21 protein-coding genes are annotated in these 24,200 nt (G+C 47.2%); all 21 read left to right on the top strand.

From position 1 onward, the window contains the following. Positions 1-172: 172 nt before the first annotated feature. The 21 genes from ACDZ28_RS19020 (at position 173) to ACDZ28_RS19120 (ending at position 24,150) form a co-directional block, all read left to right on the top strand. Positions 173-1,582: an extracellular solute-binding protein gene (locus ACDZ28_RS19020; protein ID WP_042126177.1), complete on the top strand. Its 1,410-nt coding sequence runs from the start codon at positions 173-175 to the stop codon at positions 1,580-1,582. A 566-nt stretch (positions 1,583-2,148) separates the two neighbouring features. Continuing rightward, positions 2,149-3,807 carry an extracellular solute-binding protein gene (locus tag ACDZ28_RS19025; RefSeq protein ID WP_339290196.1) on the top strand — a complete coding sequence of 553 codons (1,659 nt, stop codon included), beginning with the start codon at positions 2,149-2,151 and terminating at the stop codon, positions 3,805-3,807. Positions 3,808-3,915: 108 nt separating this feature from the next. Further along, positions 3,916-4,881 carry an ABC transporter permease subunit gene (locus ACDZ28_RS19030; protein ID WP_081954051.1) on the top strand — a complete coding sequence of 322 codons (966 nt, stop codon included), beginning with the start codon at positions 3,916-3,918 and terminating at the stop codon, positions 4,879-4,881. 77 nt (positions 4,882-4,958) lie between these two features. Beyond that, positions 4,959-5,837, top strand: coding sequence for a carbohydrate ABC transporter permease (locus ACDZ28_RS19035; RefSeq protein ID WP_042126182.1), 879 nt, complete (start codon positions 4,959-4,961; stop codon positions 5,835-5,837). Between the two features lie 64 nt (positions 5,838-5,901). Beyond that, positions 5,902-6,966: a zinc-binding alcohol dehydrogenase gene (locus ACDZ28_RS19040; RefSeq protein WP_042126184.1), complete on the top strand. Its 1,065-nt coding sequence runs from the start codon at positions 5,902-5,904 to the stop codon at positions 6,964-6,966. Then, positions 6,963-8,828 carry a WD40 repeat domain-containing protein gene (locus tag ACDZ28_RS19045; protein WP_042126186.1) on the top strand — a complete coding sequence of 622 codons (1,866 nt, stop codon included), beginning with the start codon at positions 6,963-6,965 and terminating at the stop codon, positions 8,826-8,828. Before ACDZ28_RS19040 ends, ACDZ28_RS19045 begins: the two co-directional genes overlap by 4 nt. Before the next feature lie 35 nt (positions 8,829-8,863). Continuing rightward, a complete protein-coding gene (locus ACDZ28_RS19050; RefSeq protein ID WP_081954052.1) occupies positions 8,864-9,931 on the top strand; it encodes a glycosyltransferase family 4 protein in 1,068 nt (355 codons plus the stop codon). Positions 9,932-9,981: 50 nt separating this feature from the next. Further along, positions 9,982-10,887: a Gfo/Idh/MocA family protein gene (locus ACDZ28_RS19055; RefSeq protein ID WP_042126191.1), complete on the top strand. Its 906-nt coding sequence runs from the start codon at positions 9,982-9,984 to the stop codon at positions 10,885-10,887. A 32-nt stretch (positions 10,888-10,919) separates the two neighbouring features. Beyond that, positions 10,920-11,921 carry a Gfo/Idh/MocA family protein gene (locus ACDZ28_RS19060; RefSeq protein WP_231574124.1) on the top strand — a complete coding sequence of 334 codons (1,002 nt, stop codon included), beginning with the start codon at positions 10,920-10,922 and terminating at the stop codon, positions 11,919-11,921. Then, entirely contained in the window at positions 11,918-12,922 is a 1,005-nt protein-coding gene (locus tag ACDZ28_RS19065) for a Gfo/Idh/MocA family protein (RefSeq protein ID WP_375102516.1), read from the top strand. The genes ACDZ28_RS19060 and ACDZ28_RS19065 overlap by 4 nt, the downstream gene beginning before the upstream one ends. 42 nt (positions 12,923-12,964) lie before the next feature. Continuing rightward, positions 12,965-13,621, top strand: a complete 657-nt coding sequence (locus ACDZ28_RS19070) for an RraA family protein (protein WP_042126195.1) — start codon at positions 12,965-12,967, stop codon at positions 13,619-13,621. A gap of 24 nt (positions 13,622-13,645) precedes the next feature. Continuing rightward, positions 13,646-14,407 carry an SDR family NAD(P)-dependent oxidoreductase gene (locus tag ACDZ28_RS19075; RefSeq protein ID WP_375102517.1) on the top strand — a complete coding sequence of 254 codons (762 nt, stop codon included), beginning with the start codon at positions 13,646-13,648 and terminating at the stop codon, positions 14,405-14,407. A 21-nt stretch (positions 14,408-14,428) separates the two neighbouring features. Further along, entirely contained in the window at positions 14,429-15,319 is an 891-nt protein-coding gene (locus ACDZ28_RS19080) for an SMP-30/gluconolactonase/LRE family protein (protein ID WP_375102518.1), read from the top strand. A 17-nt stretch (positions 15,320-15,336) separates the two neighbouring features. Continuing rightward, positions 15,337-16,107, top strand: a complete 771-nt coding sequence (locus ACDZ28_RS19085; RefSeq protein ID WP_375102519.1) for an SDR family NAD(P)-dependent oxidoreductase — start codon at positions 15,337-15,339, stop codon at positions 16,105-16,107. A 20-nt stretch (positions 16,108-16,127) separates the two neighbouring features. Continuing rightward, complete coding sequence (locus tag ACDZ28_RS19090) at positions 16,128-17,027, top strand: fumarylacetoacetate hydrolase family protein (protein WP_375102520.1); 900 nt, start codon at positions 16,128-16,130, stop codon at positions 17,025-17,027. Between the two features lie 12 nt (positions 17,028-17,039). Next, positions 17,040-17,879, top strand: a complete 840-nt coding sequence (locus tag ACDZ28_RS19095; protein ID WP_375102521.1) for an amidohydrolase family protein — start codon at positions 17,040-17,042, stop codon at positions 17,877-17,879. 49 nt (positions 17,880-17,928) lie between these two features. After that, on the top strand, positions 17,929-19,710 hold the full coding sequence (locus tag ACDZ28_RS19100; RefSeq protein WP_375102522.1) for an IlvD/Edd family dehydratase: 1,782 nt from the start codon (positions 17,929-17,931) through the stop codon (positions 19,708-19,710). A gap of 142 nt (positions 19,711-19,852) precedes the next feature. Then, positions 19,853-20,074 carry a hypothetical protein gene (locus ACDZ28_RS19105; RefSeq protein WP_375102523.1) on the top strand — a complete coding sequence of 74 codons (222 nt, stop codon included), beginning with the start codon at positions 19,853-19,855 and terminating at the stop codon, positions 20,072-20,074. Between the two features lie 683 nt (positions 20,075-20,757). Further along, a complete protein-coding gene (locus ACDZ28_RS19110) occupies positions 20,758-21,774 on the top strand; it encodes an NAD-dependent epimerase/dehydratase family protein (RefSeq protein ID WP_375105379.1) in 1,017 nt (338 codons plus the stop codon). Next, positions 21,774-22,844 carry a dihydrodipicolinate synthase family protein gene (locus ACDZ28_RS19115; protein WP_375102524.1) on the top strand — a complete coding sequence of 357 codons (1,071 nt, stop codon included), beginning with the start codon at positions 21,774-21,776 and terminating at the stop codon, positions 22,842-22,844. Before ACDZ28_RS19110 ends, ACDZ28_RS19115 begins: the two co-directional genes overlap by 1 nt. A 124-nt stretch (positions 22,845-22,968) precedes the next feature. Beyond that, complete coding sequence (locus ACDZ28_RS19120) at positions 22,969-24,150, top strand: MalY/PatB family protein (RefSeq protein WP_375102525.1); 1,182 nt, start codon at positions 22,969-22,971, stop codon at positions 24,148-24,150. Positions 24,151-24,200: the final 50 nt, after the last annotated feature.

The following is a 24,200-nucleotide window of genomic DNA, read 5'->3' on the forward strand; positions in this document are numbered from 1 at the left end:
TGCACACGAAGTTCCAGCCCTTCACCCATGACATCTCTCGGCTGAAGCAGAGGGGAATTTACTTAACTTAAAATTTTTGGGAAATTGGGTATTTTTATTTGACTTCAAATCAGAGCTGACGCAAAATAAGAGGGAGATGATGTAAATTTGGATTTTTCGGGGAGAATTGTACATGAATAATAAATCAGGTCGTCATTCCTTCCGAGAGCGACTCGATCATATGGTGGGTAAGCTTCGTACGGATATCCTAAGTGGAGTGCTGCAGCCAGGTGCTTATCTGCCAGCAGAGAGTACACTAGCTAAGCAATTTGAGTTAAGTAATAAATCGGTCAGAAGAGGGCTGGATGTGCTTGTCCAGGAAGGTCTTATTGTCAAAATCGACCGTGTCGGCAGTAAGGTTATGGAGTCTGTGCAGGAGAGGATCCGTATTCATTTTGGCTGCAGCTCCTCGCTGTCCAAGGACTTTCTGCTGGATGATCTAATTGGTGAATTTCATCGACTGCATCCCGGTATTCATATTCTTCCGCTGGCTCTGAATGATTTTGACCATGTGAATTCTGCGGTGGAGTTGATCAATAATGGGATGCTCGATGCTGTATCGCTGAATAGCACGCAATTTCAGGAATTGGCTGAAAATGGTTCAGCGGACTTACTGGAATCGCTTGAGCCTGATCCTGAATTATATCCAATTGCGACGGAAGCTTTTTATCATGAAGAGCAGTTGTATGCCTATCCGATTTCATTCTCCCCCGTGGTGCTATGCTACAACAAGGCCCATTTTCGGGAAGCGGATCTGCCAGAGCCGGACAGCTATTGGACTTGGGATGACTTGATTGAGGCGGCTCGTCAGTTGGCGGAGAAACGTGGACGACATGCCATTTATTTTGTGCCTGCTTCTGAGAATCGTTATTCTGTATTCCTGCTGCAGAGCGGTATTCAAACCGTGGCAGACGGGATCGAGCACCGTACGCTTAGTCCGGAGACGGCTAATAGCCTTAGTGTGTATAGTCGGCTTGTGAATAACCATCAGATTTTCCCGAAATATCTTGCTGGCAATCATGAAGATGAGACGATCTCATTGTTTGTCCAAGAGCAGGTTTCGATGATTCTGACGACTTTTTTTAATTTAAATGAATTTAAGGAATTAACGCTCGATTATGATCTTGCACCGTTACCTAGGCTGAAATCAAAAGATCCACAGAAGACGCTATTGGTGACGATCGGAGCAGCTGTGGTCGGGAATTCAAGACAAAAGGAAGCGGCTCGTCAATTCGTCAACTTCCTTGCTTCCGTAGAAGCACAGAAAATTATTCGGGAGCGCACAGTAAGTATTCCAGCTCGAAAGCGGATCGCTGAGATGAGCACGGCGGATCATTTGAATCGTCCTTCGAGATATCTGATGTACAGAGAGCTATTTCCAACCTTCTCCTACCTTAAAGATTTAGGGCTTCCTATTGCTGTTCTAAAGAGCTTTCGTAAGTTGTTGAACGCTTATTGGTCAAAGATGATTGATGAGGAAACACTTCATGAAGAGTTGAGTGTCTTGATTTCGGAACAGGATGCTGCCGATCAGAAGGTTTAGACCTTTTTTCTTGAGATTGATGTTCTCTGTAAAATTAATGAAACGCGTGATGATGGTGCTTTGAGGCCATTATTACGCATTTTTTTCAGAAAAAAAAGTATATATTGCGCGCTATATCTTATCTGTATAAGATCAGAGTCGGCTTATTTGAAGCGTTTATATATAGGTAATTTTGTAAGCGTTTTCTATTAAATTTGAGGGTTTTCTACATTTTGCGACAGGTACATGTTATATAAGGTTACACTTATTAGAGATATTTCTTATTATTATATTGACATCATGTAGGCTGGAAAATATAATAAAATACATCAGATATATATCAGATTGGTGAAATAAAAGATCTGATACTCTGAAATGTAAATCAAAAAGAAGTCAGAACAGATGTTTTCGTCTAATTTAAGGAGAAAAAAGGGTAGTGAAAGGAGGATATCCCCTACAAAAGGTTGTTTGCAGAATAATCACTCATTTAAAAATTTATTAATGTATTGTTGATTCCTTCTGATTGATGTTAGTGAATATATCATAATGATTATCTTATTTTTTAGTTATTAATAGGGGGTTGAATTATGAATGTTGCTAAAAGGAAATTAGCTCTGCTGCTGCCTGTCCTATTGTCACTAGTGACGCTCGTATCTGCTTGCGGCGGTTCGAATACTAAAACGGGCAATACCGCAGATCCTACTGCGGAGGTTCAGAAGGCTACGCAAGCTCCCGTTAAGGAAGGGAAAACAGTAGGCGGTCTTCAGCTCCCGATTGTTTCAGATAAGCTAGAACTGTCACTTTGGTCACCAAGCGGCGGCAATTTTAGAGGAACTAATTTTAATGAGAAATTATCCTTTCAGCAAATGGAAGAGAACACTAACATTCATATCGACTTTCAACATAGTACGGAAGCCAGTGCGGAAGCCTTTAGCCTATTAATGTCATCTGGGAAGCTGCCGGACATCATCTACAATGATCTATGGGGCACGGATTCCGGAAAATATGGTACACAAGGCGCGCTGCTTCCTCTGGAAGATTTAATTGAGAAAAATGCGCCAAACTTCAAGAAAATCCTCGACGACAACCCGGATATCCGGGGACAAATCACTTCGCCTGAAGGCCACATTTTTTACCTACCTAATCTCGTTCTTGATTCACAGGATCTCACTCAAATGTTCCCGCAAGTGCGTAAAGACTGGATCGATAAGCTGGGTCTATCTATGCCGGAAACTACGGAAGATTGGTATAACATGCTCAAAGCATTTAGGGAGCAGGATGCCAACGGAAATGGCAAGAAGGATGAAATTCCACTAGTCACAGTTAACTTGGAAAATATCATGATGTTATTCGCTCCTGCCTTTGGTGTTGACTACGGATTCTTCGTGGATAACGGCCAAGTGAAATACGGTCCGAACGATCCGAAATTCAAGGATGTCGTAACCTATCTGCACCGTCTTTACGATGAACAATTGCTCGACCCGAACTATCTGGTAGATACCACATTCCAGACCTTGACTGAGAAAGTGACTACTGATGTGGCAGGGGCATGGTTTGGTTGGTCTGGTTCCTACATGGGGAACTTTACTACTTTAATGGAGGGTAAACATCCGACCTTCAAAATTGCACCGGCCATTCCACCAAAAGGACCAAACGGTGATCAACGTCATGTCTCCTTCCGCTGGCAGGCAGCAGCACACGGATTGGCGGTCTCCTCGCGGACCGAGCATCCTGAGGAAGTGATGAAATGGCTGGATTATCAATACTCAGAGGAAGGCATTCTTTTGAACAACTTTGGGGTTGAAGGCAAGTCCTATGATCTGGTAAACGGAGAGCCTATTTATAAGAAAGAAGTGACTCATCCAACCAATGGTCTCACGAATACACAGGAACTGCTGAACCATACGATCGGGGGCGGAAGCTGGGCTACAGTAGCGGATACCAGATATGCTGAGCAGATCCGAGAAGCTAACGGACAGACGGAAAATCCACTCGAGTTATACAGTGATTATATTGATTTTGATAGCAAGCTGCCTCCAGTCCAATTCACAACAGAGGAAAACGATGTAGTTGTTCCTTTGATGGCTGATATTCAGACCTATGTAGCAGAGACAATTAATGCCATGATCATGGGGCGCCAAAAGATTGAAGACTATGACAAAGTGATGAAGCAGCTTGAGAAGATGGGGATTAACGATGTGCTAAAAGAGTATCAGGTTGCATACGAGCGATTTAAAGGGAAATGATTCAGCTTGTAAGAGGTTGTCGTGGGCCGAGCGGTTCAGAGATTTCTAAGTGACCGCTCGCCGCATGACAGCTATGACTAACGCCAGTGTCCGGGAGAGGAGAACTATATGGCTGTACCTGTAAAAGTCGCTAAAGTTGAAAGCAGGAAGCTTCCGGTCAAGAGGAGTCCGATTCCCTGGAAGCGGATAGCCTCCAATCGCTATCTGTATCTCATGTTACTCCCTACGGTTTTGTATTTTCTGATTTTTGAATACAAGCCGATGTATGGGGCGATCATTGCCTTTAAGAATTTCAATCCCTACTTGGGGATCACGGATAGTCCTTGGGTGGGCTTCAAGAATTTCGAGAAGTTTTTCGAAAGCTATTATTTTCTCAGACTGCTTAAAAATACCTTCTTAATGAGTTTCTACTCGCTCATCTTCATTTTTCCTGCTTCACTTGCTTTTGCCCTGCTGCTCAATGAGCTGCGGCTCAAGAAGCTGAAGTCCTTTCTGCAGACCGTGTCTTATTTGCCGCATTTTATTTCGCTCATCGTCATTTGCGGGATGATTATTGATTTCACAAAGCCCGGAGGAATTATTAACAGCCTGTTGCTTGGCATTGGCCTGATCTCTGAGCCTATCCAGTTCCTGATTCTGCCGGAATGGTTTCGAACGATCTATGTGGGTTCTGGCATGTGGCAGAGCCTAGGCTGGAATTCAATTATTTATTTAGCGGCTTTATCTGGTATCAATCCGAGCCTGTATGAAGCTGCAGTTGTAGATGGAGCAGGGCGATGGAAACAGCTAACAAATATAACGTTGCCTGGGATTCTCCCTACGGTCCTAATTCTCTTGATTCTGAATGTCGGTACCCTGCTGAATGTGGGCTGGGACAAAATTATATTGCTCTACAATCCAGGAACGTACGTCACTGCGGATGTTATTTCAACATTTGTCTATAGACGAGGTGTGATGGAAGCGAATTATAGTTTTTCTGCGGCGGTTGGATTATTCAATTCTGTAATTAACTTCACATTGCTCGTGCTAGCTAATCGGATCAGCCGAAAAACAACTGAAAGCAGCCTATGGTAAGCATAACTTCCGATGCGAGTTTTGTACGAAGTAACTTCAATGAAGAATAGCTCACAAAACTTTTAGGAGGGTAGACAATGGTTGTGAAACGCAGTATGGGTGAAATCATATTCGACAGCTGCAATGTGCTGTTTCTAATCTTGTGTTCTTTCCTGTTCCTGTACCCGATGTGGTACGTGCTGGTCTCCTCATTCAGCGATGCACATGCTATTGCTGCGGGGAAGGTAAGCTTCTTTCCAATCGGCTTTAATCTGGATGCTTACAAGCTGGTATTTGAGGATACGCGGGTCTGGACAGCTTACGGAAATACTTTCTTTTATGTCATTGTCGGTACGTTGATTAATCTGGTGCTTACTACACTTGGTGCCTATCCTCTGTCCAGAAAGAATCTGGAGGGGAGAAATGTCATAATGGCTTTTATTGTGTTCACGATGTTTTTTAGTGGTGGCTTAATTCCGGCGTATCTGAATGTCCGTGAGCTTGGCTTGTATGATACACGGTGGGCGCTGCTGTTACCTGGTGCGGTTAGTGCTTTTAATTTGATAGTGATGCGGACTTTCTTTCAGTCTATCCCTGATAGTTTAATAGAGTCTGCCAAAATAGACGGCGCCCATGATTTCAGAATTCTGCTGCGGATCGTGCTTCCGCTCTCTATGCCGGTTCTGGCGGTTATGACCCTCTTTTATGCCGTAGGCCACTGGAACAGTTGGTTCTCGGCCATGATTTATTTACAGGATCGGAATTTGTTCCCGCTCCAATTGATATTGAGAGAAATCCTGATTCAATCCTCTGCGCAAAATATGCTGGCAGGTGTTACCCAAGATGAGGTATTTCGGATCAGTGAATCTATTAAATTCGCTACGATAATCATTGCTACCGTTCCCATTCTGATGATCTATCCATTTTTACAGAAATATTTTGTAAAAGGCGTAATGATCGGTGCGTTGAAGGAGTAACACCCATAGAGAAGATGCTGCATGTGACGGAATCGTTTCTGAAGCAGTCGGGAGGAGAAGACATATGAAGGCGGTAATATCTCAGGAAGGACAGATTCGCATGTCGGATGTTCTGACACCAGTCATTGAAGATGGATTTGTACTAGTCCAGACTGAATATTCGGCAATTAGCCCCGGAACGGAAATGATGATGAATGGCCTGCACCGTACGCAACAAATTGTACTTGGATACAGTGCAGCAGGTGTAATCCGAACACGTGGGAAAGGAATGGAGCACTGGCCTGAGGGTCTTCGGGTAGCTTGTTACGGCGGTCCTTATGCGAAGCATGCAGAATGGCTGCTAATGCCTCAGCATCTGATGGTGCCCATTCCTGATCATGTAAGTTCGGAGGAAGCATCGACAGTAGGGCTTGGAGCTATTGCAGTACATGCGGTAAGGCAGGTTGCACCGCAGTTTGGAGAGACACTTGTATTGATCGGTGCCGGAATTCTTGGGCAGTTGATTGCGCAGATCGCTAAGGCGGCAGGATGCCGAGTGATTGTCTATGATTTACTTGCAGAGCGCTGTGAGATGGCCGAAAGATTGGGGATTAGACATATCGCTACTAGCACAGAGAAGGTAAAGGAACATCTTGCTAACCTGACGGAGGACATGGGAGCAGATGCAGTCATCGTCTGTGCAGGCGGCAAAACCGGCGACCTTATTGATCAAGCACTAGAGTGGGTACGGGATCGCGGAAAGGTACTATTGGTTGGAGATATTAAACCGGATTTCTCTCGTGATCTGATGTTCGGTAAGGAAGCTCAAGTGCTGATTTCTAGAGCCGGCGGTCCCGGACGATATGATCCTATCTATGAGCGGCAGGGGATTGACTACCCTTATGGCTACGTACGATGGACAGAAGGACGTAATATGGCTGAATATATTCGGTTAATCTCCGAAGGCGATATTCAGGTTAAACCATTAATTAGTGCGATATTCCCGGTCGAGCGTTGTGAAGAAGCCTTTAGGCGTTATGCAGAGGATCCAGTGGATTTGTTGGGAGCAGTATTAGCTTATCCTGCGGCAGTTTCTGGGGCGGAAGTGAAGGTGAAGGAACAGCTGGCAAAAGAAGGCGGGAGCAGATGAAGACGCTGCGGATCGGTGAGCCACTGGACGGTGTGGCGGTTTGGGCCACGGCTTATGGAACATGGCAAGGAGCAGACCGGATATATGCTGTTTCTTCTGGTAGTCCATGCATATTGTTTGTTCTGGATCCTAGCGGCGAACAAGCGCCAGAACGTTATGCGCTCGAAGGCTCGGATCATTGCTGGGGTGTAGTCTTAACAACTAGCGGAGTGTATATCGGGGGAAGCGGCATTTTGTACAGGTTCACTCATGAAAATGGTGTGGAGAACCTGGGTGAGATGATTCCCGGTGAATTCTATACGTGGCGGTTGGCAGCGGATGAACAAGGAAGGGTCTATGGAGGATGTTATCCTGGTGGGAAAGTGTTCCAGTATGATCCAGTGACAGCAGTGTTTAGAGATTACGGGGTAATGGTGACTGGAGAACAGTATGCTCGTTCTATGGAAGCATGGAACGGTAAGCTCTATGTGGGAGTTGGAACACAAACCCCACATATTGTTGTACTGGATACGGCTTCGGGTGAACGCTCGGAAATTGGGATGCCAGATGAATGTCAGGGTGAACAGCTGGTCTATGACTTAAATATCGTTCAGGGCAAGCTATTTGCCCGGATCACACCGTCTGCAAAATTGTACATTTATGATCTGGAACTACAGGCGTGGGGCGAAACTCTGGATCATGTGAGTGGACTTAGTGTTTCGCCGCCGGATGCGTTGGGAAATGTGTACTTCATTAAAGATGACTATTTGCAGCGATATGATATCCGGACTGGAAGCCTGTTCGTTACTTCCCTAGCTATGCCGGAGCCGGCGGGAGACTATGGATGGCTGAATAACCATGCTCTAAATCCGAATGCACGCTGCTTAACTGGTGTATACAGGGACGGGAGTTGCTGGATTTACGATCCGGTGACGGATCGACATATGGTGATGGACTTCGGTCTGCAAGGTCAATCGGTCCATTTACAGTCCATGACCTACGGGCCTGACGATGCTCTTTATATCGGAGGGTATTTCGCAGGTGGGCTGGCCAGATTCGATAAGGCAGCCGACGAGATCATTTCATATCGGGGCATTGGCCAGACCGAAGGGATGATAGCTGGAAGTGGTTGTTTATATTTAGGCGTTTATCCGCGAGCAAATATTTTTAAGTATGACCCGAACAGGGACTGGAAGCCGGGTGAGAATCCAGAACTGCTATTTTCCTTACAGGAAGAGGAGCAGGACCGCCCTTTTGCTTGGGCTTGGGCAGGAGAAGAGCTCGCGATTGGAACGGTTCCTTCCTATGGTCGGCATGGAGGAGCGTTGACACTGTACAATCCTGCTAGCGGTGCACGTGAGGTGTTCAGAAATCTTTTGCCGCAGCAGAGTGTAGTATCCTTGGTCAGTAGAGATCAGCTGTTGTTTGCAGGAGGGTCTGTTTGGGGCGGACTTGGGATTGCTCCCCAGCGTGCGGATGCCTCTCTAATGATATGGGATATGGAGAAGCGCTGCAAAGTATGGGAAGGTGTACCGTTGCAAGGGGAAAGGGCTATTTCTGCTTTGGTTCTAGATGATGCAGGGCAGCTTTGGGGTTTGACGGCAGGTAAGTTATTTCGGTTCGATCCACAGCTTAAGTGTACTGTAAAAACTTACTCATTGTTCCCCATGGACTGGAATGTTGTGACTCATTTTTGGCGTAGCGGTAATGAACTGCTCTATAAGGAAGGCATGCTTTACGGCGTATCGATGAATCGCTTGTTCAAGTTTGATGTACTGAGTGAGGAGCTTGAGGTGCTTAATGACGATGCGCGGCTGCTGACGATGGACCGTGAGGGCGATCTATATTTTGCTAGAACTACAGAATTATATTGGATGGGCTAGATAGGTCTGCACTATCCTTGGTGAAGGGTGGAAGGATGATGAGAATATTATATTTTTATAAATTCTGTATTCTGGGCGGGGTAACCACTCAACTTGCGAATAGATTTAAATTTTTGCGTCAGCATTCGGAAGTGCATTTTGCCTTTCTAGAGGATTACGGCGGGGCGAGCGCTTTTGAGGGATACGAGCATGTCCGAATTCTGGGGACGGTTGAAGAGATTAAGCGCTACATGGAAGTCTATGATTTCGATGTCATTATTACTATTGATACTTACGAGCTGTATGAAGCGCTTGGGCCTGTACAAGAGGGAAAGGTTATTATTCATGAGGTACATACCACCTATTCCGAACCCTTGCGGAAGTTGGCAGCAACGAAAGATAGTCTGCCTTTTCACTATGTGATCACTCCATCCGCTTACATGAAGGATTATTTGGACAGCATCGGGATAACGGGTGCTTATCATATTAATAATTGTCTGGATGCCGATTTGTTCCGATATGAAGCGGGGATTGAGCAGGAGCCTGTCACTATTTTGTGGGTGGGTAAACTGGATGATCACAAGAACTGGTCGTCCTATTTGAACATTGCTGGAAAGCTGAATGCCAAGATACCAGAGCTGCAATTTATGCTTGTTGGGGGATATACTGCTCCCGATGAGATCAAGAAACAGCTGATGGTAAAGGTAGAACAACAGGGGATTAAGCATTTCAAGTGGATTCCCAAAGTGGACTACGATGAGATGCATCGCTATTATTCATCGGTCGCGCAGAGTGGCGGGTTATATGTTAGTACCACAATTAATGAATCTTTTGGAATGACTGTACTGGAGGCGATGGCCTGCAGCTGTCCCGTAGTGGTTCCGAGTGTAGGGGCGTTGCCGGAATTATTGGATGGTCCGTTGAGTGTTTCCTTGTACGAATCAGGCAATGAAGCGGAATGTGTGAATAGATTGAGCGCGCTGCTGGAGCAGAATAGCCTGAGAGAAGGCTTGAAGTCCTTAGGAGAACAGAAAGCCAGAACTACTTACAGCATCGAACAAGTTGGAAAAGAATACATGGAATTACTTGAGAGGTTCAGAGAAGAACGTCTAATTTCTAAATAAGCAGGTCACTCTATGGGGTTGTTACCAACCGAATAAGAGGTGTTGTTGAAATGGAAGAGCTGCTGATTGGTATGGTTGGTATGGACACTTCGCATAGCAGGATATTCGCGGCAATGCTAAATGATGTATCCCATCCGTTGTATATTCCGGGTGGCAGGCTACACTGCGGTTATCCGGGAGGTTCTCCTGATTTCGAGCTAAGCTATTCAAGAGTAAGCCTAATTAGCAGTGAATTGCAGGAACAATATGGTGTTGAACTGCTCAATTCTATAGAAGAAGTTGCGGAGAGATCCCATGCGATTCTACTGACTTCTGTAGATGGGAGAGTGCACAAGGAACAGTTCGAGGTGCTGGCTCCTTACGGAAAACCGATATTTATTGACAAGCCGTTAGCGGTTACTTCTGAAGATGCGAAGGCGATTGTGGAAATGGCGGAGAGGTATGGAACGCCATTTTTCTCCAGCTCTATGCTCCGTTTCGGTGGACCGCTGGTAGCTCTCTTAGGGGATGAAAGTGCAGGTGCAATCCTTGGAGCGGATTGCTCTGGACCGCTTGATTTCCAGCCGACACAACCGGGGTTGTTCTGGTACGGAATTCATTCTGCTGAGATGTTATATGCCGCACTTGGAGAAGGCTGTTATTCGGTACGTGTCATCTGTAACGATATGCAAGAATGGGTAGTCGGTCAGTGGAAGGACGGGCGAATCGGGACGATTCGCGGGAACCGTACAGGCGGCTCAGATTTCTATATCGTACTGCACCGTGAACGGGGCAGTAACGGAGTTAACGCGCTCGGAGCAAATTACAACGCAGGACATCAGCAATTACTGAAGAACTTTATAGCTATGGCGCGAGGGGATGCTCCACCGGTACGACCTTCTTTAACGCTAGAGCTGATTCGCTTCATCGAAGCGGCCAACGAAAGTCGGGTAAGCGGAGCTAATATTCTTCTGTAAAGGAAAACACAATCTGCAAGGAGTGAAGTGAATTGATTAGGACAGCAGTCATTGGATGTGGCGGTATGGGAACTGTTCATGCGGACCGTTACAAGTCCATGCCCGAAGTAGAACTTGTAGCTGTATGTGACATCGTTGAAAAAGCCGCTGAGGTGTTAGGGAATTTAGTGGGCGTTAGCTATTTTACTTCCGTACAAGAGATGCTTGAGCAGGTGAAGCCAGAGGTGGTCAGTATTGCAGTGCCGACCTATTTACACGTATCCCTGGTACGGATAGCTGCTGATCATGGCGTGCATGTAATCTGTGAGAAGCCGCTCGCACTCACTTCGCAGGAAGCAGAAGAAGCTATTCGCTACTGCAGCGAGCGCGGAGTGAGTTTGTTTGTGGGCCATGTCGTTCGGTTTTTTCCTTCATACAGACAGCTTGCGGAGGGAATAAAGCAGCTTGGCAGTGATCAAGGCGGAGTGTACCATGCTAAACGGGCGGGATCGCATCCTGGTAACGTGCAAGCGTGGTTTCGGGACCCGCTTCTTAGCGGCGGTGTCATTATGGATTTAATGATTCACGATATTGATTACATTCGTGGGGCTTTTGGTGAAGCCCGAGAAGTATATGCGTTCGAGCATCAATCGAAAGAAATAAACTATGCTTCAGCCACTTTCCGGTTTAAGAATGGAACCATTGCACAGCTTGAAGCATTCTGGGGTTATCCTGGGTCATTCCATTCCTCCTTTGAATATGCGGATGCGGAAGGAATCATTTCAGGCGGAACCGGCGATGGCGAAAGTCTGCATATTCGCAAATCGATTACAACAGGTTCTACATCGGGATTTGTGGAGACACCTTCGAGTGTGCTGCTGAAGGATCCGTATTATGAGGAATTGGAGCATTTTCTAAGCTGCCTATCAAGTGGGGAAGAGCCGATAGTAACAGCACAGGATGCGCTGGAAGCTGTACGCTGGGCTGAAGCTGCTCAGCAATCGGTAATACTCCATCAACCAGTGAAGCTTGATGTGAAGGGGGATATTCTATGAGCCGTTTGAATATTGGCATGATCAGCTTCGCGCACGCGCATGCTTTTGACTATTTGTCTAGTTTACTGCACATGCCTGAAGTGACGGTTGGTGGAATTGCTGATAAGGTGCCGGAGCGAACGCTAGCGCTCGCAGAACGTCATTCGATTCCCTATTATGCTGACTACAAGGAGCTTCTGTCTGATGCGAATATAGATGCCGTAATTATTTGCTCAGAAAATGTCTATCACGCTGAGTTAACCATCGCTTCGGCCCGAGCGGGCAAGCATGTACTGTGCGAGAAGCCTCTTGGCCTATCGGTAGAAGAAATGCAACGCATGATTTCGGTATGCTCTGAAGAAGGAGTACAGCTTATGACAGCCTTTCCTTGTCGCTTCCTCACTCCGGTTGTTCGGGCTAAGGAATCACTAGATCGCGGCGATATTGGTGAGATTATTGCTTTTAAAGGCACGAATCGTGGTTCTTTTCCAGGACCGAGATGGTTCTCTGATGAAGCTCTATCGGGGGGCGGTGCTGTTCTAGATCATACTGTGCATGTGATGGATCTGATGAACTGGTTCTCTGGTTCTTCTGTAGAACAGGTGTATGCCTATGCGGATACCTTGTTTGATCCAGAGCGCAAGCGGACGATCGATGATGCCGGAATGGTGCATGTTACTTTTGAGAATGGTGTGTTCGGCGTGCTCGATCCGAGCTGGTCGCGCAATCCGGGCTTCCCGACCTGGGGGGATGTGACCCTAGAAATTATCGGCACTAAAGGAGTCATTTCCATTGATGCTTTTAACCAAAAAAACAATGTATACGGAAGATCATCTGGTAAAGGGACCTGGTCCTTTTGGGGTGATGATATGAATGAACTAATGCTGAAGGCTTTTGTACAGGCGCTTTTAGAAGGGGCGGAGGTGCCGATTTCGGGAGTAGACGGACTAAGGTCCACAGAGGTCGCGCTTACTGCTTATCAATCTGTTCATGCAGGCCAACCGGTGCGCTTAAAAAAATGAGGAAGCTGTGAGCAGAAAACTTTGAGGAGGGTGGAACCGCCTATGAAAGATCAGGAATTGTTCGACAGTATGTGTGAAAAGCTCTACTCTGCGGTAATCTCTGATACGCTGGATCAATTGGGCTATCGTAATCAGGTGATGCGTGAAAATATTAACCCGATAGATCCTACCTGGATCGTCGCAGGAAGAGCAAAGACCATTCTGTCTGTGGATATTCATCATTTGCCGGAAGATCCTTACACGAAGGAGATTGAAGCGGTGGACAGCGTCAAGCCCGGTGAGATTGTCATCGGCTGTACGAATGAATCGCGGCAGAACGGTCTGTGGGGAGAGTTATTGTCTACGGCTTCCAAAATGAGAGGTGGCCGCGGAGCCATTGTAGATGGACTAATCCGTGATACTGCTAAAATTCTGGAGCTTGGCTTTCCTGTCTTTGCTACCGGGACCAAACCTGTTGATTCTCAAGGGCGTGGGATTGTGATTGATTATGACATTCCAGTGCTATGCGGTGGCGTGATGGTCCATCCCGGAGATGTGATCTTTGGTGACCGTGATGGTATCGTTGTGATACCGGGCGGCATCATCGATGAAGTGTTCCAATTGGCTATGGATAAGGTGACTCGTGAGAACCATACACGCGATGAACTGCTCGAAGGATATACCTTACGGCAGGTCTATGATAAATACGGGGTGCTCTGATCAAGAACTGAGGGGGTGATAAACATGAGGCTGGCTGGCAAAAGAGCGCTGGTCACAGGTGCAGCAAGAGGAATTGGACTAGGAATTGCCCTTCGATTTCTGGAAGAAGGTGCTCAGGTGGTGTTGCTGGACCGGAGTGAGGGTGAGCTTCTTACTGCACTGGAAACCATGAAGGATTATGGTGAAAAAGCCGCAGTGGAGGTTTGTGATCTTCGCGATGTGGCACAGCTGGAACAATCTGTTGCCCGAGCCTTTGAAAGATTCGGCGGGATAGATATTGTAGTGAACAACGCCGGAATTGCCTTTCGTGAACACTTTCTCGACATCTCGGTTGAGCATTGGAATGCAGTATTTGATATCAACGTAAAGGCTGTTTTCTTAATCGGTCAGCTTGCCGCAAGGCAAATGATTTCTCAGGGCGGCGGAGGCTCTATTATTAACATGAGCTCCAAAAATGGTCTGTCAGCAAGCTCCGAGCTCGCGCATTATAATGCTTCTAAGGCAGCTGTTATACTGCTAACCGAATCGATGGCAGTGGAGCTGGCGTCTTATGGAATTCGCGTAAATGCTGTAGCACCGGGATTTGTGGATACCCCTCTCGACCGTAAGCTGCGCGAAGCTTCGAAGCTCCCAGCGTATTCGGAGCACACACCGATGAAGCGGGCGGCAACGATAAGGGAAGCTGCTAATGTATTTCTTTTTCTGGCTTCTGACGAAGCTTCTTATGTAACTGGAGAAACCATTCGTGTGGATGGCGGGCATTTGGCTAATGGTAGTGAGCTGTAAATAGAAGAAGGAGTGAATATTTTGGAAAGTACAGAATTTCAGGCAGAATTGATGATTGATGCTCAGGCTGAGCTTGGTGAAGGGCCGCATTGGGATGCCGAATCCAATCAATTATATTGGGTCGATATAACAGGTAGGAAGCTTAGAATCTACGACCGGATCACTGGTGATGAAGTCGTTCGCTCTTTTGAACAAATGGTCAGTGCAGCTATTCCTACGACAACAGGAGGAATTCTATTGACTATGGAAGATGGGGTCTACCTCTCTAAAGCTGAAGGATCTCCGATCCTGCTGACTTCAATAGAAGCGGATCTTCTACACAACAGAGCGAATGATGCGAAATGCGATCGACAAGGTCGACTGTGGGTGGGAACGATGAGTATGAACGATGAGCCGAAAGCCGGAGGATTCTACGTCGTGCAGTCTGATGGGATCACCCGCCAATTGTTGTCCGGCATCGGCTGCTCAAACGGAATGGCTTGGGATTACGCACGAAGCAAGATGTATTATATTGATACGCCGACTAGGCAAGTGGATGTGTTTGATTACGAGGAAGCGTCTGGACGGATAAATAACCGAAGAATGGCATTTCAAATTCCTACAACGAGTGGATATCCGGACGGAATGACAATAGACCGTGAAGGCATGCTTTGGGTCGCCCATTGGGGCGGTGGCTGTGTATCTCGATGGAACCCTGATACAGGTGAACAGCTTGGAGTCATTCGAGTTCCAGCGCCTCTAGTGACCTCCTGCGCTTTTGGAGGCGACGATCTAACGGAACTCTACATTACAACTGCAAGGATAGGGATGCAAGAGAAGGAACTGCGAGATTATCCGTTTGCAGGCGGATTGTTTATGGCTAAGCCAGGGGTGAGTGGTCTGCGGCCCGGTAAATTTCAAGCTAAGGAGTAGGATGAGGAGGCAAAGCGATGCGACTCAAAGATAAGATCGTCATTATCACCGGAGCAGGCTCGGGAATTGGAAAAAGCACAGCCGTATTATTTGCTTCAGAAGGAGCTACGGTAGTCATTGCCGATGTCCAAGAAGATTCAGGAAAGGCCGCTGTCGCTGAAATAAAGGCGTCGGGCGGAAATGCGCTGTTCATCCCCTGTGATGTTACCGATGCAAGCAGTACTACTGGAATGGCTGATCGGGTATTCCAAGCTTTTGGTCAAATCGATGTCCTCTTTAATAATGCGGGGATCAGTGGTGTAGGTACCGTGCATGAGGTTGCCGAGGAAGTGTGGGAGAGGGTCATGCGGGTCAATGTGACAGGTGTGTTCTTAACTTGCAAGGCTGTTCTTCCTTATATGATGAAGAGCAAGAAGGGTTCTATCATTAATATGTCCTCTGGCATCGCCGAAATCGGAGTTGCAGAGCGTGCTTCCTACAGTGCTTCTAAGGGCGCAGTTCTATCTTTAACCAAAGCAATGCAAGTCGATTATGCGCCTTACGGCATTCGAATAAATGCGCTGCTGCCCGGTACGATTATGACTCCGTTTGTAGAAGGTTATTTGAAGGCGTCTCTGGATCCGGAGGCTTCGGTTGCAGCCATTAAGCGCAGACAGCTTAGCGGTGAGCTCGGCAAACCTGAGGATGTGGCCAGGGCGGCACTGTTTCTCGCCTCCGATGAGTCTGAGTTTGTAATGGGTTCACCGCTATACGTGGATGGCGGCCTTGTCTTCGGCAAAAATGCATAAAGTAAAGGAGATTTTTATAGATGAAGCTAATTACCTTTTTGCAAAAAGAGGCTGATCATATGGGCGTTCTAACCGACCGTGGTGTGGTGGATATTGAGGCGGCACAGATTGCATTATCCACTCGGGTTGAGGTTCCAGTAACGGTTAAGCAATTGCTTGATGGTGGGGAGGCTGCACTTAACCAACTGAGGATTTTTGTGAATGAGTTGCCTGATGAAGATGTGAATCCATCCTGGCTGAAGCAGGTTGAAGATTTGACCTTCGGCCCTTGCGTTACTGATCCTGGGAAAATCATCTGTATTGGTCTGAATTACCGCCGGCACGCCGAAGAGACTGGGATGGCTATTCCCGAGTATCCTATCCTGTTCAATAAATTTAACAATACACTGACCGGACATGACTCGGAGGTTCCGCTTCCGAGGGCCAGCCACAAGGTGGACTACGAAGCAGAGCTTGGCATCGTCATCGGCCGAACTGCGAAGTATGTGGTTGAGGAAGAAGCACTGGATTATGTATTCGGGTATTGTGCTGCAAATGATTTGTCGGCGCGTGATTTACAGATGCGGACGAGTCAATGGCTAGCAGGAAAGTCTTGCGATAAATTTTCACCTATTGGGCCGTACTTAGTCACTGCAGATGAAGTGGGTGATCCTAATCAGCTCGATATTCAGTGTACAGTGAATGGCGAACTACGTCAGAACTCCAACACTTCGGACATGATTTTTAATTGTAAGCAGATTGTTAGCTATGTGTCCCAGTGCATGACCCTTTCACCGGGAGATATCATTCTGACTGGTACACCGGAAGGCGTCGTGATGGGTTACCCGGCAGAGGAACAGATTTATTTACAAGCTGGTGATGTGATCACAGTGCAGATTGAGAAGCTTGGTGCCATTACAAATACGATGGTTAGTGAATAGGAGGGACTGGGGATGATCTTCGATTGTCATACTCATTTGTTTGGACCGGGAATGGTCTCAGGGCCTACGGATGAGGCGATCAAACGAGCTTGGGGCTCGGATATGAATATCGAAGCAACCCCCGAGCAGCACCGGCGTAATTTGGAAGGCTTCTCTGGTGCTATCGTACTGGCGATGGCTGCGCATGCAACTGGACTTGTTGTACCTAATGCGTATGTCGCTGATTACTGTCGCACGGATCCAGATCGGTTATTCGGTTTTGCGAGTGTAGATCCCAATCATCTGGACTGTGTTGCTGAATTTGAGACTGCGATTCGTGAGATGGGGCTAAAAGGGCTGAAGCTTGCACCTATTTATCAGAATTTTTATCCTGATGATCCCAAGCATTATGCCCTCTATGCCAAAGCAGAACAGCTAGATGTTCCTATTCTTTGGCATCAGGGAACCTCTTTTGTACCGGAGGGTTATCTAGATGCATCAAGGCCGGCGATGCTGGATCCGATTGCCCGTGCTTTTCCGAAGCTGAAGATGATTGTGGCGCATATGGGCCATCCCTGGATTGATGAATGTATTTCATTGGTGCGTAAGCATCCTAACCTGTATATGGACGTTTCTGCGTTAGGAAGCAGGCCTTGGCAGTTCTACAATGCCCTGGTATCTGCTATGGAATACGGGGTGCAAGATAAAATACTGTTTGGGTCAGATTATCCGTTCTTTGGGACGCAGAAGATGCTAGATGCTATGTACCATATCAATGATCTAGTGGAGGGAACGAAGCTTCCTCATATTCCGCAGGAGTTTATTGAGAGCATCATGCATCGTCTAACACCGGAGATTCTTGGTTTTGTCTGAGGGATTTGTGCATGGTCTATAAGTGTTGTAGTTAAAAGGAGATGGGATCATGGGGGAGCGTAGGGACAGCGAGGATAAGCAGGCCGAATTCGGTGGAAAGTTGAAGAGTGAAGCCTATTTTCAAGAAAAGGATTTATGGGGATTTATCCATCGTTCCTTTACGAAGTCTATGGGATATACCGAAGAAGATATTCGCAAGCCCGTAATCGGTATTTGCAACACCTTCAGTGAGCTGAATAAATGTCATTCACATTTTAATGAATTAGTGGATTATGTGAAGCGAGGTGTTTGGCAGGCAGGGGGAGTACCGATGGAATTCCCGACGATCTCGATTGGTGAGCCTTATGTGAAGCCTACAACAATGCTGCTGCGTAATTTGATGGCGATGGATACGGAAGAAATGATGAAGGGGCATCCCATTGATGGCGTAGTGCTGCTTGGAGGGTGCGATAAAACGGTACCCGCTCAGTTGATGGCAGCCGCTAGCGCCAATATTCCAGCCATTGTGCTGACAGGCGGTCCCATGTTAAATGGCCGGCTGGGCGGGCGTAGCCTTGGAGCATGTACAGATTGTTATGGCTTTACGCTGGAGCATAAAGCTGGAAATATTAGTGACGAAGCGCTGGCTGTGGCAGAGAATGCAATTTGCCGAAGTGACGGTCACTGCATGGTGATGGGCACCGCCAGCACTATGGCCTCGATTGCCGAAGCGATCGGTATGGCGTTACCAGGCTGTGCAGCTATCCCGGCGCCGGACAGCAGACGCAGACATATGTCCGAGCGGACGGGCAAGCAGATTGTAGAGCTAGTTCGTCAGGGCATCCGTCCTCGCGACATTATGACTGCGGCGGCGATCGAGAATGCGATCACAGTTACGATGGCGAGCGGTGGATCGACGAACGCAATCATCCATCTTGTTGCGATCTCCCAGCGGCTCGGGATGAAGCTGCCGTTAGAAACGTTTGACCGGATTAGTAGCCAGACCCCGTTCATTTTGAATTTGCGTCCTTCAGGCAAATATCAGATGGAGGAGTATTTTGAGGCAGGTGGCGTACCTGCGCTTATGAAGGAGCTGGAGCCGCTGCTGCATGGGGATTGCTTGACTGTAACAGGCAGAACGGTAACAGAAAATCTGGTTCAGGCGGAAACGCTGGACAGAGATGTAATTCGTACTTTGGAGGAGCCGCTGGACAGCCAAGGCGGGATTGCTGTATTGCGCGGGAATCTGGCACCGGATGGGGCGCTGATCAAGCAAACCGCTGTATCCGCTCATCTCAAAAAGCATATCGGACGCGCAGTAGTGTTCGAGAGTCCGTCCGATCTGAATGAGCGGATCGATGATCCTGATCTGGCCGTGGATGACAACAGCGTGCTAGTGCTTAAGAATGCAGGACCGAAGGGCGCCCCAGCGATGCCGGAAATCGGGCAAATCCCGATTCCGCAAAAACTGCTGAAGCAGGGCATCCGCGACATGGTTCGCATCTCTGATGCTCGGATCAGCGGCACTTCCTATGGCGCATTGATTGTACATGCGGCTCCGGAAGCGGCTATCGGCGGAACGCTGGCTCTTGTGCAGGATGGCGATGAAATCGAGCTGGATATTTCGGCGAGGTGCTTAGAGCTGAAGGTGTCCGATGAGGAATTGGCCCGACGGCGAGTTACATGGCAAGCGCCTAAGCCGCACTACGACAGGGGTTATGGCTTGCTGTTTCATGAGCGTGTGCTTCAAGCGAACCTCGGCTGTGATTTTGACTTTCTGCTGCCTGCGGAGCTTAGGAAAGAATTGCTTGGCGAGATGGAGTCGGCACGCTCGAAATCGCGCCCGAAGTAATCTAATGCTTGCGTATGTGAAATAGTTGCACTTTATACAACTAAATTTCAACAAACCGTTGTCTGTAGGCTCATTTTAGTTTTTTAATTGCAGAGAATACAACTAAACTGGCATCTACGGGAACAGAAGTCGAAATAAGTGTATGAAATACACTTATATCGCAAGTATCGCGCATATCGCAAGTATCGCGCATATCGCAAGTATCGCGCATATCGCAAGTATCGCGCATATCGCAAGTATCGTGCGTATCGAACAAATCGCACATATCTATGGCGGAATGCTAGCTCTTGCACAAGGTGACGATGAAATTAAGTTGGATATTTCCGCGAGGCGCATAGAGTTAAAGGTGTCCGATAGAAGTTGACCAAACGTCGGGTTGCATCACAAACGCTTAAGTCACACAACGATAAGGGGTAGTATGAATTTACTAGATTGTCTGACTGAATTGGCTGAGCTGAGATGATTACTTTGTTTTCTTTGATTGCATTTTATGCAATAGATTCTGCTCTAGAGTGGCTGAAATTTGATTCTATTGCACTTTCTGCAATGGAAATTCAGATAATCATCATTAAACGAGCTAATGGCCGGAATCTAATGTATGAAGTGCAATAGATTCATTTTTTAGCTAAGAATTTGGAGATTCTATTGCACTTTCTGCAATAAGATAGTTAGTTTCCGATTTCGGCGAGAATGGATTGCGAATGTAGCAGCTGGTTTGTGAATGTAGCTAGTTAGTTTCCGATTGCAGCGAGCATGGATTGCTAATGTAGCAGCTGGTTTGCGAATGTAGCTAGTTGGTTCCAGATTGCAGCGAGCATGGATTGCGAATGTAGAAGCTGGTTTGCAGAATGTAGCTAGTTAGTTTCCGGTTGCGGCGAGCATGGTTTGTGAATATAGCTAGTTGGTTTCTAATCGAAGCAAGCTTGGCATTTGATTAACACGATTTTGGCTTCCGATTGCAGCAAGCAGTGTTTCCAATTACACCAATCTATAGATCGCTTGTGGTAAAAGCGACAGACCAGAGTCAACGGAGAGGAGAGTTCAATGATGCGAACCGTTCAAGAGTTGGAGGATCGCTTGGCTAGTCCATCAGCAGCACTGATTGAGGAACTTAGCCAGCTCGATGGAGATATTATGCTACTAGGCGTGGGGGGCAAAATGGGGCCCAGTCTCGCAAGGCTGGCGATGAATGCGATTCGTCAAGCGGGGATCGACAAGAAAGTCATCGGTGTTTCCCGCTTCTCGAATAAAGAGCTGAGACGAGAACTCGAAGAGGCTGGTGTCGAGATTATCTCCGCTGATTTGTCTGACGATAAAGCGTTGCAGGCACTCCCTGAAACCCAAAATATTCTCTATATGGCCGGAAATAAATTTGGCACGACCGGGAATGAACATTTTACTTGGATGATGAATGCTTATCTGCCGGGACGTGTAGCGGAACGGTTCCGTAATTCACGAATGGTTGTGTTCTCTACAGGCAATGTCTACCCGTTTACTCCGGTGAGTCAAGGAGGAGCAACGGAGAGAACTTCTCCGAACGCGAATGGGGAGTATGGGCAATCCTGTCTGGGACGGGAGCGTATTTTTGAACATTTCTCTCATAAAAATGGAACGCCGATGTTCATTTATCGGCTGAATTACGCCATTGATCTGCGGTATGGTGTGTTACTGGAGCTTGCTCGATCGGTTAGAGATGGTCTTCCCATTGATATCACGATGGGTCATGCCAATGTGATCTGGCAAGGGGATGCGAATGAAATCGCATTGCGAGCATTGCTACGTTGCAGTTCACCGCCTAATGTCATGAACATTACCGGACCAGAGACATTGTCACTGCGCTGGGCTGCGAATGAATTTGGCCGAAGGTTAGGCATAGAGCCGATCTTTACAGGTGAAGAAGCACCTACTGCACTGCTAAGTAACGCGGCGAAAGCCGCTGCTACCTTTGGCTATCCAAGGGTATCGCTGGCCGAAATGATTGACTGGATTGGTGATTGGGTAGGACAAGGTGGAGAAACCTGGAATAAACCTACGCATTTTCAGGAGCGGGAGGGCAAATATTAATGACACTGACAAGTGTACCTTTGACTTCGGAATTACATGCCGCGCTTCATGATGGATTGGCTATTCCTGCACATCCTCTCGCCTTAACTAAAGAGCGCAAGCTGGATGAGCAACGTCAACGGGCGCTTACCCGTTATTATGTTGCTTCCGGGGCGGGTGGAATCGCGGTTGCCGTGCATTCCACTCAATTCGAGATCAGGAACCCGGAAGTAGGACTACTGGAGCCTGTGTTGCGCCTAGCCGCGGAAGAGGTGGAACGTGCCCAGTTAGATCGTCCATTTATGAAAGTAGCGGGCATTTGCGGTGGGACGGAGCAGGCTGTTCTTGAAGCGCGCCTTGCCGCAAGCTTTGGTTATGAAGCGGGACTGCTCAGCATGGGAGGCCTGCAAACCTTGAGTGAGGAAGAATTGCTGGAACGAACACGCAGAGTGGCAGATGTGATTCCGGTATTTGGCTTCTACCTTCAGCCGTCGGTGGGAGGACGGATTTTAAGCTTTGATTTTTGGAAGGCATTCGCTGAAATAGGAGGCGTAATCGCCATCAAAATGGCGCCATTCAATCGTTATCAGACGCTGGATGTAGTCAGAGCTGTGCTTGAATCCAGCCGTAGCGAAGAAATTGCTCTGTACACCGGAAATGATGATAATATTGTCAGCGATCTGCTCACGACCTTCCGATTTATGGTGAACGGCAAGCCCGTTGAGAAAAAAATAGTCGGCGGCCTACTCGGTCACTGGGCAGTATGGACGAGCAAAGCAGTACAGCTGCTTAATGAGATTAAAAAGGTCCGAAATGACCCCTCGTTGGCATCCCATTGGTTGACGCTCGGGGCTGAAGTGACGGATAGCAATGCGGCGATATTTGATCCTGCGCATCATTTTCATGGCTGTATCCCGGGTATTCATGAGGTGCTTCGCCAGCAAGGATTGCTTGAAGGGTTATGGTGTCTAAATCCGGAGGAGCAATTATCACCGGGACAAGTGGAGGAAATCAACAGAGTGCACAGGGACTATGCCCATCTGGTGGATGATGAATTTGTGGCAGCGCATTTAGATGAGTGGCTGCAATAACAAATAGCTGTATGTGAGTTAAGGAGGACGCACTTTCGTAAGTGCGTTCTTTTTATCCAGAGTGCGATATCCTCCTCCTCATGATACAATAAGGGACAAGTTTATAAGGATGAGGTGACTTTAATTGAAGTATGATTTCGATCGCGTAATTGACCGCCGTAATACACGTTCTTACAAGTGGGACCAGTCCGAGAAGTTGTTTGGTGAGAAAGATATTATGCCGCTTTGGGTGGCAGACATGGATTTTGAAAGTCCTCCCGCAGTGAAGGAAGCGATTCTGCGCCGCGCAGAACAAGGAGTTTACGGTTACAGTGTACCTAGTGACTCTTATAAAGAAGCTATCACGTCGTGGTTCAGAAGACGGCATGATTGGGAAATTAAATCGGAATGGATTTCGGACTCTCCCGGAATTGTAACTTCCTTAAGTCTTTCCGTTGAGCTGTTTACCGAGCCGGGAGACGAGGTTATTTTACAGTCGCCAGTTTATTATCCTTTCTATGATGTCATCAAAATGAATGATCGGAAGGTTGCCAAGAATCCGCTTGTGATCCGAAATGGACGCTTCGAGATGGATTATGAGCAATTGGAAGTTCTGATGCAAGGCGGAGCAAAGCTGCTGCTCTTATGCAGTCCGCATAATCCGGGTGGTCGAGTATGGGAAAGAGAAGAACTGCTGAAGCTTGGTGAACTCTGTCTGCGTTACGGCGTGACTGTAATTTCCGATGAGATTCATTGTGATTTGGCGCTTCCGGGCTATGAGCATATCCCTTTTGCATCCTTATCAGAAGAAATTGCAAATATTACCCTTACCACCCTTGCCGCGACTAAAACCTTCAATCTTCCGGGCATTCAATCTTCTTTTATCGTGTCTTCGAATCCGGAATTGAAACTTAAGTTTGATCAAAAAATGAAAGCACTGAGCTTACATATGGCTAGCTTCTTCGCTCAAGATGCAGTACAAGCTGCTTATAATGATGGAGAAGAATGGTTGGATGAGCTATTAGAGTACGTTTCAGGTAATGTGGATTATGCGATTAGCTATCTGTCGGAGCATTTGCCACAGGTCCAAGTGATGCAACCGCAAGGCACCTATCTTCTATGGGTAGACTGCCGTGGGCTGAATCTGGATATTGATGGGCTTAAACAGTTAATGTACAAAGAGGCTAAAGTCGCTTTTAATGAAGGTTCTGTTTTTGGAACTGAGGGACAAGGTCATCTGCGGATCAATCTAGCTTGTCCTAGATCTATTCTAGTTGAAGCGTTAGAACGCTTTTGCCGAGCAGCAGCAGCTTATACAACGAAATAACAGATATTTCTGAAGCTTGATGATTCCTTCTAAGGGGATCGTCGAGCTTC

It is taken from the genome of Paenibacillus sp. RS8, from assembly GCF_041956825.1.
Lineage (GTDB): Bacteria > Bacillota > Bacilli > Paenibacillales > Paenibacillaceae > Paenibacillus_AQ.

Coding starts and splice junctions, on each gene's coding strand:
- ACDZ28_RS19100 (WP_375102522.1), top strand. CDS start 17,929: ATGGGGGAGCGTAGGGACAGCGAGGATAAGCAGGCCGAATTCGGTGGA.
- ACDZ28_RS19085 (WP_375102519.1), top strand. CDS start 15,337: ATGCGACTCAAAGATAAGATCGTCATTATCACCGGAGCAGGCTCGGGA.
- ACDZ28_RS19075 (WP_375102517.1), top strand. CDS start 13,646: ATGAGGCTGGCTGGCAAAAGAGCGCTGGTCACAGGTGCAGCAAGAGGA.
- ACDZ28_RS19105 (WP_375102523.1), top strand. CDS start 19,853: ATGAAATACACTTATATCGCAAGTATCGCGCATATCGCAAGTATCGCG.
- ACDZ28_RS19020 (WP_042126177.1), top strand. CDS start 173: ATGAATAATAAATCAGGTCGTCATTCCTTCCGAGAGCGACTCGATCAT.
- ACDZ28_RS19050 (WP_081954052.1), top strand. CDS start 8,864: ATGATGAGAATATTATATTTTTATAAATTCTGTATTCTGGGCGGGGTA.
- ACDZ28_RS19035 (WP_042126182.1), top strand. CDS start 4,959: ATGGTTGTGAAACGCAGTATGGGTGAAATCATATTCGACAGCTGCAAT.
- ACDZ28_RS19110 (WP_375105379.1), top strand. CDS start 20,758: ATGCGAACCGTTCAAGAGTTGGAGGATCGCTTGGCTAGTCCATCAGCA.
- ACDZ28_RS19055 (WP_042126191.1), top strand. CDS start 9,982: ATGGAAGAGCTGCTGATTGGTATGGTTGGTATGGACACTTCGCATAGC.
- ACDZ28_RS19070 (WP_042126195.1), top strand. CDS start 12,965: ATGAAAGATCAGGAATTGTTCGACAGTATGTGTGAAAAGCTCTACTCT.
- ACDZ28_RS19095 (WP_375102521.1), top strand. CDS start 17,040: ATGATCTTCGATTGTCATACTCATTTGTTTGGACCGGGAATGGTCTCA.
- ACDZ28_RS19030 (WP_081954051.1), top strand. CDS start 3,916: ATGGCTGTACCTGTAAAAGTCGCTAAAGTTGAAAGCAGGAAGCTTCCG.
- ACDZ28_RS19045 (WP_042126186.1), top strand. CDS start 6,963: ATGAAGACGCTGCGGATCGGTGAGCCACTGGACGGTGTGGCGGTTTGG.
- ACDZ28_RS19040 (WP_042126184.1), top strand. CDS start 5,902: ATGAAGGCGGTAATATCTCAGGAAGGACAGATTCGCATGTCGGATGTT.
- ACDZ28_RS19025 (WP_339290196.1), top strand. CDS start 2,149: ATGAATGTTGCTAAAAGGAAATTAGCTCTGCTGCTGCCTGTCCTATTG.
- ACDZ28_RS19115 (WP_375102524.1), top strand. CDS start 21,774: ATGACACTGACAAGTGTACCTTTGACTTCGGAATTACATGCCGCGCTT.
- ACDZ28_RS19065 (WP_375102516.1), top strand. CDS start 11,918: ATGAGCCGTTTGAATATTGGCATGATCAGCTTCGCGCACGCGCATGCT.
- ACDZ28_RS19090 (WP_375102520.1), top strand. CDS start 16,128: ATGAAGCTAATTACCTTTTTGCAAAAAGAGGCTGATCATATGGGCGTT.